Genomic DNA, 12,553 nt, shown 5'->3' on the forward strand with positions numbered 1-12,553 from the left:
TTGATGCTTTAGCACGTTTTGAATATTCAATAAGACCATCCGCTGATAAAATGTTGATGAACCGTTTTAGAGTTTGATTATGGTAGTAGCTAAATGCAACTGAAAAGATGAAATCAGTATCAAAATTAAATTAAGTTATTACATTTGAGGAATGAAATTTAAAAGCACTTCATTCCTCTTTTTTTGTCTGCTAGTTTGCCATATCATTGGCCTAATTAGTTCGAAAGGGTGGGCGCAATCTGATTTAGAATATTATAAGGTCATTTCTGAATTGAAAAATATGGATTCTGTTGGCATGGCATTGGTGTATTTTAAAACTCAATCTAAAAAGGCCCTTCAAAAACAGGACTCCATCAAAGCAGCCTATTATATTGAATTAATGGCCTATGGTCAATTTAAAATGGGTTTTCCTCTTGAAAGTGAAGTTTTAGGAATAGAAGCATTATCTATTTTGGATGGGGTAAAAGATAGTACTAAAACAAAAGATGCAAGAAAACGATTGTTCAATCACTTAGGCATGGTATATCGAAGTCTTAAAGATGTTGGTGCTGCGAGAAACTATTATGAGAGGGCATTACATTTAAATAGTTCAAAAACGGATAGAGCTGCCATCATTTCAAATATAGCCAATCTTTATGCAGATGGTAATGATTATGAAAAAGCGGTTAAGATTCTAGGGGATTATTATGATGAGGTCCTAACGCTTCCTGACTCAGCAATAAAAGCAACGTATTTAAATAATTATGGAAGCTTTAAGTCTAAATTTAATCCTTCCGAAGGTTTAATGCTCATGGAACAGGCTCTGGAAATGAGGCTGATACTTAAAGATTTATCAGGACTTTTTGGTAGCTATGAGCAATTAAGTTTATTCTATTTAGAAAATGGAGGCCTTAAAAAAGCAAATTATTATTACGTTAAATTAAAAGAAGTCACTCGTAAAATCGAATCACCTGCTTATCATTTGAAAGCTGCTGAATTAAGGCTAAAACTTGAAAAAAATCCTGATTTTGATGCCTATATAGCCTTGAATAATGAAGTTAATTATAACAAGCAGCAAAGGGTAAATAAGTTTGCAGCCATAAAGTATGGTGTTGAAGAAAAAGAAAAATTACTGCAAGAAAACCAACATAAATTGGAGTTGAGTGAACTTAAACAAGCCAAGGAAAAATCCTATAAATTGCTTTATTTGGCGATAAGTATTTTTGGAGCTCTACTCACCGTGTTATTGCTATTCATGTTGAAGTCAAGACATAAAAAAGAGAAGATTAGGCAAGTGTATTTGACCGAAACTAGAATATCTAAAAAGGTGCATGATGAGGTAGCTAATGATGTTTATCAACTCATGACTAAATTACAAGGCTCGCATCCCCAGGATGACGAAACAATCATTGACGAACTTGAAGGTATTTATAATAAGACCAGAGATATTTCAAAAGAGAACAATACCTTGGATGTGACTGAGCATTTTGACGTGTTAATTAAAGACTTGCTCATGGGGTATAGTAATGAACAGGTTAATGTTATTACAAAGAATTTAAATAAGATTAATTGGGAGGCCATGCCAGATTTAAATAAAATGACTTTATATAGAGTTCTTCAAGAATTAATGACCAATATGAAAAAGCATAGTAAAGCTAATATTGTGGTCATTGGTTTCGAGCAAATAAAACATAAAACGCAAATTGAATATAAAGATAATGGGGTAGGCTGTGCACTGAGTATAAAAGGAGGGTTACAGAATACGGAAAACCGTATGGCATCCATCAACGGAAGCATTAATTTTGAATCCTCTATAAACAAGGGGTTTAAGGCCGTAATTACAATCTAATTTATGTATACAAAAGTATTAGCAACAGATGATCTGGGAAGTATCAACCAAGGGGTGTTATCGGTTTTGACCGCTCTAGGTATTGAAAATATCGAACAAGTCATGTATTGCGATGATGCTTATTTAAGAATTAAGAAGGCTAAAATTGGTCATGAGCCCTTTCAATTATTAGTCACTGATTTGTCGTTTAAGTCAGACCATAGAGATCAAGTTTATGACTCAGGAGAGTCGCTTATCAAAGCTTTGAAAAAGGAATGTCCAGAATTGAAAGTTATTGTTTATTCTGTTGAAGACCGAATACAAAGGGTGCGAAGCTTAATGCAGCAGGATAAAATTGATGCCTATGTATGTAAGGGTAGACGAGGTTTATTAGAGTTAGAACAAGCTATTAAAACTATTTTAGAACATAATACTTACGTATCGCCACAAGTGGCTCATGCTTTAAGTCCAAAAGTGGATTTAGAAATTAACGATTATGATATTGAATTGATGAAGCAACTGTCAAGAGGCTTATCGCAAGAGGAAATTAGTGGTATATTTAAAACAATGAATATATCGCCATCAAGCCTGAGTTCTATAGAAAAAAGACTGAATAGACTTCGTATTCAGTTTAAAGCGCATAATGCGATTCATTTAGTGGCCATAACCAAAGATTTAGGTCTTATCTAAAAAAAATCGCTTAGTTACGGGATACCGTAAAGGTGACAACTTATTCCACAGTAATATTGTAGTGCTATTATAGAATTCATTTTGAGAGGATGAAGAAAGCTCAAGGTTATCTTGATTTTGAGCTTTCATTTTTTATTTTAAGAGCAGGAATTATGGCGCCGTGGTCGAGAGGTTAGGCAAAGGTTTGCAAGATCTAATACGCGGTTCGAATCCGTTCGACGCCTCAAAGGCGTTTTAAATTTTTGAGGTTTTTTGATGTTTTATGCATTTCATCGAATATTATGATTGCATTTTAAATAAAGTAATAGAATAATGAGTTTTGTCATGTTTCCGATTATTCACATTTACTATATTTAGCCTGTGAAATCGAAGGTTTATCTGCTCTTTAAGGCAATAAACAGACTGGTACAAAAACGTTCTTCTATTTTAAATAGATGTATTGATAATACTATTCATTTGCGAGGATGAAGAAGGCTCAAGATTGTTATGATTTTGGGCTTTCATTTTTTGTTTTAGGATCAGGAATTATGGCGCCGTGGTCGAGAGGCTAGGCAAGGGTTTGCAAGACCTGATACGCGGTTCGAATCCGTTCGGCGCCTCAATGAATCCCCAAATTTTGTTTGGGGATTTTTTTATTTATTTTAGAGCAAGACGCTGTTTTATCACGTTGAATTAAATATGCTCTTTATTAATACTTGTATTTTGAGTGTTAGATTTAAAGGCCTAGGGATAGACATAAGAACAGTTTCTAAAGGAGCTGTTTTTTCACAAATAGAACAATAAGGCTTAGTCTATTCCAAGAATGAATATCGTCATTGTATGAATTAAAATATGTAGTTCACAATTAGGGTATTTTGAAACTTGAACTTAATTGAGTTAGCAGTCATTTTTCCTCGAATTGGCAGTTGGTAATGCCTGTTGATATTTCCAAATTAAATTCTCTAATTCAAGTACTTTAGAATTTTCAGCATCCCTTTTTGCTTTTTTTCAAACGAAAAAGAGTCATCAACCTCTAGAATCATAAATAGACGGTTATCAATACTATATATTTAGGTGTTTTTAATGTCAAAACATTTAATGTTTTGTTCAATTTCTGGCCAAACATTTTCGTGAAACTTCTTGTATTCTGCAATGAGACCCTGATTATTTACCAAATCTAACGCTAGGCATTATTTTTTTTAAATTTGTTTTTCCATAATTGATTAAATTTAAGAGGTTTGGTGAAGTAAGTCATCATTAGCTTCATGCCTTTTAAAAATTCTTAAGCCATACTATTATCGCTTGTTATAATGCCTGCTTCTCAAAGTCACGTCCTTTGAGATATTTTTACTCTGTTCTTCACTAAGAATTGTCTTTGTTTTTAGAAATTATAATATCATAAACCGTATATATAACTATACACTATTTTTTTATGATAAGGTCATAAAACGATCATGAATTGTTTTTTGTTTCATTATGTTTTTTGTTTTAACTGTCTTAAAATAAGTGTTTTGTGATTTATTTTATGTGTTGTGTTTCTTTCTCAGAAACTTTAAAACCGACATATGTTTTAGTTTATAATACATACGTTTTGTTTAAAAAGGAATTAAAAATGAAGTTTTGTAAAACTAAACTTTAAATGATTGGATATATGAAAATTAATTTATTTGTTAGTTCTAAACACAGAACCTTTTTGACAGCACTTTTGTTTGTTTTGGGGGTCGGTTTAGTTCAAGCACAAACCAAAATTGTAAAAGGGAATGTTACTGATCAAGGTATACCACTTCCTGGTGTAAGTATTGCTGTAAAGGGTACCTCAAAAGGTGTTGTTACAGATTTTGATGGTGCTTACGAGATTCAAGTCGAGAATGATGACATTCTTATTTTTAACTACATAGGATATGAAGACCAGGAAATATCTGTTAATGGTAAATCTACCATAAATGTGGCTTTGGAGGAAAATTTAGAGTCCTTAGAAGAAGTTGTCGTTATTGGGTATGGTGCTCAAAAGAAACGTGAACTTACTGGAGCGGTAGCACAAGTTCAAGCCGAAGATATTGAACGCATTGCAACCTCAGATATTGGGAATGCCATTCAAGGCCAAATAGCAGGTGTGAATGTTACAGCTAGTAGTGGGCAACCAGGTTCGGATGCCGTAATATTAATAAGAGGTATTAACTCTGTTTTTGGTAGTAATGAACCCCTTTATGTTGTTGATGGAATTCCACAAGATGGGAACCCTCAATTAAGTGTAGCTGAGATTCAAACTATTGATGTATTAAAAGATGCGGCTTCTGCTGCTATTTATGGTACACGAGGTTCTTCTGGTGTTATATTGATTACCACTAAGTCTGGTAAGGTAGGTAAAATGAATATCGGTATAAATAGTTATTATGGGGTTCAAGACATTACATCAGAGGTGCCCTTGTCTAACTTTGATCAATTTATGTACACCGAATTTTTAAGACTTAATAATGTCAATGGTACGTTTTCAAACAACTCGTTTACTACTTTAGAGCAGAACCCTGCTAATTTTACAAATGATACCAGTCTAATGGATATTCTTCAAGTAGATATGGCTCCAATTCAAAATCATGCAATAAATATTTCTGGAGGTAAACAAGGGCTAACTTATAATGTATCTGTGAATTATTTTGATCAAGTAGGGTCTTTAATTAATTCAGGTCTTGAACGACTTAATGTTAGAGTGAATACAACATATAAGAAAGATAAATGGACCGTAACTACAGGTGTTGGATTAAGAACAGATGAGCAAAGCTATACGCCTTGGCAAATTTTACTGGATGGATATAAATACAAACCTTACCAACCACAACTAGATCCTGATGCACCAACTATTGATGAGAGTTCAGGTGTTAATACAAGTAATGATGCGCTTAATTTAAGTTTTTTATCGGCCAAACTGCAGCAAACTGATGTGAGAAATGGGGATAACTTCAACTTCCGTACACAGGTTGATTTTCAATTACATGAAAACTTGAAGCTAACGGCTAGAGCATCGTTGAATCGTACTAATAATACACGAGTTAGAGTAAATCCGCTGTTTGTTAGCTTTGATATAGATGGGAATGTTATTCCGCAACAAATTAGGTCTGGTGTAAGAAATACCAGTGATAGATCTACAGGCCAAAGTATAGATGGTATTATTACTTATAATAAACAATTTGGAGATCACCAGTTAACTTTAGTAGGTGCATATACAACTGAAAAATATACACGAACCTCATTCTTTGCAGAACGGTTTGATATTTTTAACAATGAGATTACAAACTTAAACGGGACTACTTTAGATCCTAATGTTGGCACAGGAACCGGTTGGAATCAAGATAGAGAAAATACTTTAATAGGTATGTTAGGACGAGCTCAGTATGATTATAAAGGTAAATATCTTTTTAGCGCCAGTCTTAGACGTGATGGAACAAGTCGTTTTTCTGAAGCTAATAGATGGATTTATGCACCATCATTATCTGCTGGATGGGTCGTTTCAGATGAATATGGTTGGGATAAAATTTTTGGAGATACCTTTAACTTTTTAAAGGTTAGATTTAGTTACGGTACAACGGGTAATCAGAGTATATTAGATTATAGCACGCAACCTACTGTAGGTTTAGGTCATGATTATGTTTTTGGAACGGGAACGGAACAAGAACTTGCTTTAGGGGCAATACAAGAGGCGTTTAAAAATCCTGATGCCAAATGGGAGAAGAAAATTGAAAAGAATTTTGGTATGGATTTTGGATTTTTCAAGAACAAATTAACTGTTACAAGTGAACTGTATGATGGATCTAGAACCAATATGTTATTCCCGGTAGTTTTACCTCCATCAGTGGGAGCCGGTACTGGAAATAATTCTAGTGTTGTGCTTAATGTTGGAGATATGAGAAACTATGGAATGGAATGGAGTGCTAACTATAAACATCAAGGGAAATTTAGTTGGAATATTGGTGTGAACTATTCAGCTAATAAAAATTTAATTACAAGAATGAGTGACTCCAATAAGTTCTCTTTTTTAAGTGGTAGTCAAGTAGCTCCAGGTTTACCCGGAGAAGACCTGGTTACGGCACTGAGAGAGGGCTATGAGGCGGGTGCATTTTTCCTAATTGAAACTGATGGACTTGTAAGAACGGAGGAAGAGTTAGCTGAATATCGAGAACTAGACCCTACAGCAGAGCTAGGTTCATTACGATATGTAGACCAGCTTACAGAGGATACGAATAATGATGGTATACCCGATGCTGGTGACGGTTTAATTACAACAGAAGATAGGGTATATAGTGGAAGTGCAGCTCCTGAATATGAATTGGGCTTAAATTTTAATGCGAATTACAAAGGTTTTGATTTTTCTATGAATTGGTATTCTGCAATTGGTGGTGAAATAATCAACGGTAGTAAAGCATACGCTTATAAACAAGGTACACATCGAGATCTTGTATATTCATGGTCGCCTAATAATACAGCTTCAAATATTCCAGCATATCGTGGTCGTGATAATGCTAACTTTCGTGGGTACACCGATTTATGGATTCAAGATGGAAGTTTTGCCAGATTAAAAAACATCACTTTGGGGTATTCGCTACCGAGAAAACTAACTCAGAAAATGAAAATTCAAAAACTTCGTTTTTACATAGCAGCTGATAATCTTTTAACTATAACAGATTATGATGGTTTTGATCCAGAGGTAGGAAATGATGGATTAAATACACGTGGTATTGATGCAGGGGTTTATCCAATAAGTGCACAATATAGAGCGGGGTTAGAATTTAAATTTTAAAAAAAAACTAGAAAAGATGAGATTAATAATAAAGAATATAACTATTGTTTTACTGTGTATAGTATGCAGTACTTCATGCTCCGATGATTTTTTAGAAAAAACAAACCCTAACGAACTTTCAACTGGAAGTTTTTGGAAAACTACCATAGATCTTGATAATGGATTAACATCTGTTTATAATGCATTTAAAAATGTTAATATTTTAAATATAGCACCAGAAAATAATAGGTCTGATTTGAATTGGCCAGGGTTTAGAAGACCAAATCCGAATAATCAATTTGTACCCTATTATTTGCATACGTTTAATGATTCACAACCAGAAATAAATAACAAGTGGTCTGCTTTATATACCACTATCTTTAGAGCAAACCAAGTCATCGTTAATGGCGAGAATCTAATAGGCACGTTTACGGATGAGGAAGTGATAGAATTCACTAGACAAATGATTGCTCAAGCTAGATTTTTAAGGGGTATTAGTTACTCGTATTTATATAATATGTATAATAAAGGGAGTGTACCTATTTTTGATTTTATTCCTGAATCTGAAAGTGATTTTTATCAACCATTAAGTACTGCTGATAAGGTTAAAGCATTTTACTTAGCCGACTTGGAATATGCTTATGAAAATTTACCTCCAGTTTGGGAAAACACCAATGATAAGGGGCGTATTACAGCTGCTGCTGCTGCTGCAGAATTAGGAAGAAGTTATTTATATGAGGAGAATTATACGAAAGCTTCTGAGTATTTTGTTGATATTGTAACCAATGGTGATTATGGTAGAGCATTAGTTGCTAATATTGGTGATAATTTTTCTGAAGCAGGAGAGTTTAATTCAGAATCTATTTTAGAAGTTAGTTATTCTGTAGATTTTAAGTCGGAGCTTAATGCAGGTGATTCACAAAATGTTTCAAATAATATAGCAAGAACCTTTGCGCCTGCAAATCGAGGTGGTTTTAGAGTTGTACAACCTAGTGCTTGGTTACAAATGGCTTATAGAAATGAACAAATGGATTTAAATGATACCCGTAACTATGTGCCTTGTGAAGATGGTGAAGATGGTTGTGATCCTACAACTTTAACACGTTTAAGAACATTTTCAGTTCGTGCTTCACAGACGTTAGCCTTAGTAGAAGATTTAGATACGCCGTATTATGCAGGGTTAACAACTGCGCAGTCTACCCTGTTTAATAATGACGAACCAGCCTATTTTAGAAAATATACCAATTGGGCTACTGTTGATTCTGAGAGAGATTTTGTGCCACTTTCACGTTCAGGAATAAATGTGCGTCTTGTTAGATTAGCAGATGTATATTTAATGTTAGCTGAATGTTTAATAGAAGGCGGTTCAAATGATGGAGGAGTTGATGAGGCTATGGACCTTATTAATGCAGTAAGGTATCGTTCTGCACTGCAATTAGTTGGTTTAGATGGCTCTGGAGCCTTTCCATCTTCTTCACATGACAATGTTGCTTATAATGCCCAAAGTTTAATGGAGCATTTAATGTATGTAGAAAGACCCTTAGAGTTATCAGAAGAAGGTCATGCCGTACGCTTTTTAGATTTAAGACGCTGGGGTGTTATTAAACAACGTTTTGAAGACCTAAGTACCAGAAGATATTGGGCTGATAATTATCCTTTTATTGATGAAAAAGGAGACCCTGCAACAAGATGGAATTCTATTTTAATAGAAGGGGATGATGCTCCCGATGGTAAATTTATTTACATAGATTTTGAACAAGCTGCAACCAATTATAATGAAAGTGTGCATGCTTACTATCCTATTCCAAATAGTGAGGTAACGGCTAACCCTAATTTAAATTAAAAATATAAAATGAAAAATAAATTAATATATCTAGGATTTGTAATTGCATTTATAACTGCTTTTACAGCTTGTTCACGTACAGATTACGAGGCGCCTAATTCGTTTGCAGATGTTAATTGGTATACTACTGCATTTAGACAAGAAGTTCAAGGTGTAGGTATTAATGATTATGCTTCTTTTTCAGATTTATCTCAAGGAGCAATATCTCATACCTGGACCATTGAAGAAAGTAGTGCTTTTCTTAAAGGTCCAATTAAGAATCAAGATTCAGTTTATGAACAATTTATAATAGAACCACGATTTACTGAAAGTACTGATAATACAGTTCATGTTTTATTTACCGAATCAGGAATACGAACTATTCGTTTGTATAATGTTTTTAATGATTCTGTTAGTTATAGAGGTGCTGATGATTTTGTTTTTCCAGCCAAAGAAGAAGGTGGAAAGTGGATTATTGATACTACCTTTGTTGTAGATGTTTATGATACCATTGTACCTCAAATATTAATTCGTCAAAACGGTATTGTTGTTCCTCATGAATCGGAAACTGATGTTATTACGGTGGAAGCAGGTTCTCAACTTGAGTTTGTTGATGTAACAACTACAGGTAGGCCTAATACTAGGGTGTGGAACGTTGCAGGCATAACGAATCTAGATTCTTTAGCTGTCATTCAATTGAATCAACTTGGTGAGTTTAAAGGGAATTTAAACTTAAGTAGACAAGGGCCTAATATACCTGGTGATTTTGAAAATTATAAAATCCCTGCGACTTTTAATGTGATACCGTCATCACTCCCTTTTAAGGTGACTCCTGAAGATATTGTTGAACTTGAAAATCAAACTATTGTACTCCCATTTAGTGGAGAGTTTGCACCTATTACTGTAGACCCTTCAGCATCATTTACCGTAACCGTGAATGGTACGCCTTTTACTATTGCTAGTACTGCGTTGAATCCATCTGATGCTACAAAGCTAGAGATAAAATTACAGGATCAAATATACAGATCTGATGCTATTACAGTTTCTTATGACGGTACCGCAGCGCTTGAATCGGCAGATACGCGTATTGCGGAAACATTTACTGATTTGCCAGTCTCGATGTTTCAGCATGAAGTTATTAAATTTGATTTTGATGATGGTGGCGTGAATTGGACGCCAGAAGCAGGGAATTTACCAACAACGGCAATTGAAGTATCTTCAGAACAAGCAGCTAGTGGGTCAAATAGTTTGAAAATTGCAGCTGATGAAAAGGGCAACTGGTCGGCCTTCGAGAACATCGTGGATGTATTTACTTTAGAAGCTGGTGTTCAAATTCAATATGAATATAACGTGTATAAGGCTCCTGGGACCTCAATAAATTTCTTAGCACCTTGGATTAATAATGCAGGTGGTACAGTGACACAGTTTTGGCATAATTTGATACAGGGTGTTGCAGATGAGACCTGGACAACCATAAGAGCACCAAAAAAATGGGCGCCTCCGGCTACAGGCAATGATTTCTACGTGTATTTTAGACACAATGGATCAGGTACTATTTATATTGATGATTTACGTATTCTTATTGTAGATGATAGGCCATAGAGTTTTTTAATTAATAAGTTTAAAAGGTTTCTCATTTTATGTGAAGCCTTTTTTTTAACAAACCATAATTGGTTTACATAAACTTATATGGCATATCTGTTATTAATTAATAGATAGATGTTTGCAATTTAAAAAAATAAAATGAATAAAATTCTTGTACTCTGTTTGTTTCTTGCATCCCTAATTTCTTGCTCTGAAGACGTTAAAAAGGAAGTATTAAAAAAACCGAATATTATCTATATTATGTCAGATGACCATACTTCACAGGCTCTTGGGATTTATGGTAGTAGATTGGCATCTTTAGACCCTACACCAGCATTGGATAAATTGGCTCATGAAGGAGTGATTTTTGATAATTGTTTTGTTACAAATTCTATTTGTACACCTAGCCGAGCAACAATAATTACGGGGCAATATAGTCAGGCCAATGGTGTACTTGATTTAGAAGGACATATTACTCCAGAAAGACAGTATCTTCCCCAAGAAATGAAAAGTTTAGGCTATGAATCTGCTATAATTGGTAAATGGCATTTAGAGCATGAACCTGCAGCCTTTGATTACTATGCAGTATTACCGGGTCAAGGTAAATACCATAACCCAACATTTAGAGTTCAAGGCGATAAACCCTGGACGGAAAATACAATAAGTAAAAAGGGGCATTCAAGCGATAATATTACCGATTTGGCCATGGATTGGCTAAAAAATAAAAGAGATAAAGACAAACCTTTTTTCTTAATGCATCATTTTAAAGCACCTCATGATGATTTTGAGTTTGCGCCACGATATAAAGATTATTTAGAGAACACTTATATTCCTGAGCCCGCTAGTTTATATGAAAATGGAAATAACGGTTCCATAGCTACCAGAGGTAAAAATGATTCTTTACTTCAGGTTATAGGATCTTCAGTTGGGAAGCGAAATACTATAAGAGGTATGCATAAGCGCTTATGGAGTGATATATATACAAGAATATCCAATCCTGATTTTGATCCATCAACTAAGATTCATTCGAACATGTCAGAAAATGAATTTAAGCACGCCACCTATCAAGAATATTTAAAACGGTATTTGCGTTGTGTTAAAGGTGTTGATGATAATGTGGCACGTTTGGTAAAGTTTTTAAAAGAAGAAGGTCTATATGATAACACCATAATTGTTTATACCGGTGATCAAGGTTTTATGTTGGGTGAGCATGATTATATTGATAAAAGATGGATGTATGAGGAATCTATGCGCATGCCATTTTTTGTGAGGTACCCTGAAAAACTAAAAGCTGGCATTCGAACCGATGCTATTATTAATAATACTGATTTTGCTCCAACTTTAATTGATTTAGCGGGAGGTACAGTTCCAGAAAAAATGCAAGGTCATAGTTTTAAAACTATTTTAGAAACTGGTGAAGAACCAGAAGGGTGGCAACAATCAACTTATTATAGATACTGGATGCATATGGCTCATGCACATGCTAATCCAGCACATTTTGGAATTAGAACAAAGCAATATAAATTAATATTTTTTTATGGCAAGTATTGGGTAGATACTAAAGAACCAAATGCTACGTGGAATAAGAAAAGTTGGGGCAATGCTTTTGAAATGGATACTCCCGCTGCTTGGGAATTTTATGATTTAAGTATTGATCCGCAAGAAATGAACAATGCTTATAGCAATCCCGAATATTCAACGATTATTAAAAAATTAAAAAAACAATTGCTTGACAAGCGTAAAGCATTGCATGAAGAAGATGGTGAAAAATTCCCTCACATTCAAAACGTAATTGATACTCACTGGGATGATTAATAAATCATATAAATGCTTTTTGAAATAAAATAATTTCAAAAAGCACATTCCACACATATGCTATAGCAAATAGTACATACGTGCA

General features: G+C 34.3%; 7 protein-coding genes and 1 tRNA gene. 7 read left to right on the top strand and 1 reads right to left on the bottom strand.

Annotated features, from left to right (window positions below; all coding sequences use genetic code 11):
* Positions 1–151 precede the first annotated feature (151 nt).
* The 3 genes from IE051_RS14020 (at position 152) to IE051_RS14030 (ending at position 3,096) form a co-directional block, all read left to right on the top strand.
* Positions 152–1,828, top strand: a complete 1,677-nt coding sequence (locus IE051_RS14020; protein WP_189361713.1) for a tetratricopeptide repeat-containing sensor histidine kinase — start codon at positions 152–154, stop codon at positions 1,826–1,828.
* Positions 1,829–1,831: 3 nt separating this feature from the next.
* A complete protein-coding gene (locus IE051_RS14025) occupies positions 1,832–2,497 on the top strand; it encodes a helix-turn-helix transcriptional regulator (protein ID WP_189361715.1) in 666 nt (221 codons plus the stop codon).
* A gap of 529 nt (positions 2,498–3,026) precedes the next feature.
* A tRNA-Cys gene (locus tag IE051_RS14030) sits at positions 3,027–3,096 on the top strand.
* A 450-nt stretch (positions 3,097–3,546) separates the two neighbouring features.
* Here the strand turns inward: IE051_RS14030 and IE051_RS18730 are convergent.
* Positions 3,547–3,651 carry an L-rhamnose mutarotase gene (locus tag IE051_RS18730; RefSeq protein WP_308427729.1) on the bottom strand — a complete coding sequence of 35 codons (105 nt, stop codon included), beginning with the start codon at positions 3,649–3,651 and terminating at the stop codon, positions 3,547–3,549.
* A 476-nt stretch (positions 3,652–4,127) separates the two neighbouring features.
* Here IE051_RS18730 and IE051_RS14040 point away from each other — a divergent pair, with 476 nt between their 5' ends.
* The 4 genes from IE051_RS14040 to IE051_RS14055 all read left to right on the top strand — a co-directional run bounded on the left by IE051_RS14040 (position 4,128) and on the right by IE051_RS14055 (position 12,468).
* On the top strand, positions 4,128–7,268 hold the full coding sequence (locus IE051_RS14040) for a SusC/RagA family TonB-linked outer membrane protein (RefSeq protein WP_189361716.1): 3,141 nt from the start codon (positions 4,128–4,130) through the stop codon (positions 7,266–7,268).
* A 16-nt stretch (positions 7,269–7,284) separates the two neighbouring features.
* A complete protein-coding gene (locus tag IE051_RS14045; RefSeq protein ID WP_189361719.1) occupies positions 7,285–9,090 on the top strand; it encodes a RagB/SusD family nutrient uptake outer membrane protein in 1,806 nt (601 codons plus the stop codon).
* Positions 9,091–9,099: 9 nt separating this feature from the next.
* Positions 9,100–10,671, top strand: coding sequence for a hypothetical protein (locus tag IE051_RS14050; RefSeq protein ID WP_189361720.1), 1,572 nt, complete (start codon positions 9,100–9,102; stop codon positions 10,669–10,671).
* Between the two features lie 141 nt (positions 10,672–10,812).
* Positions 10,813–12,468, top strand: a complete 1,656-nt coding sequence (locus IE051_RS14055) for a sulfatase family protein (RefSeq protein WP_189361722.1) — start codon at positions 10,813–10,815, stop codon at positions 12,466–12,468.
* The last annotated feature ends 85 nt before the right edge of the window (positions 12,469–12,553 follow it).

It is taken from the genome of Algibacter mikhailovii (assembly GCF_014651495.1).
Taxonomy (GTDB): Bacteria; Bacteroidota; Bacteroidia; order Flavobacteriales; family Flavobacteriaceae; genus Algibacter_E; species Algibacter_E mikhailovii.

Bases quoted from the DNA above. Each gene is read 5' to 3' on its own strand.
- IE051_RS14020 (WP_189361713.1), top strand. From the start codon at position 152: ATGAAATTTAAAAGCACTTCATTCCTCTTTTTTTGTCTGCTAGTTTGC.
- IE051_RS14025 (WP_189361715.1), top strand. From the start codon at position 1,832: ATGTATACAAAAGTATTAGCAACAGATGATCTGGGAAGTATCAACCAA.
- IE051_RS14040 (WP_189361716.1), top strand. From the start codon at position 4,128: ATGAAAATTAATTTATTTGTTAGTTCTAAACACAGAACCTTTTTGACA.
- IE051_RS14045 (WP_189361719.1), top strand. From the start codon at position 7,285: ATGAGATTAATAATAAAGAATATAACTATTGTTTTACTGTGTATAGTA.
- IE051_RS14050 (WP_189361720.1), top strand. From the start codon at position 9,100: ATGAAAAATAAATTAATATATCTAGGATTTGTAATTGCATTTATAACT.
- IE051_RS14055 (WP_189361722.1), top strand. From the start codon at position 10,813: ATGAATAAAATTCTTGTACTCTGTTTGTTTCTTGCATCCCTAATTTCT.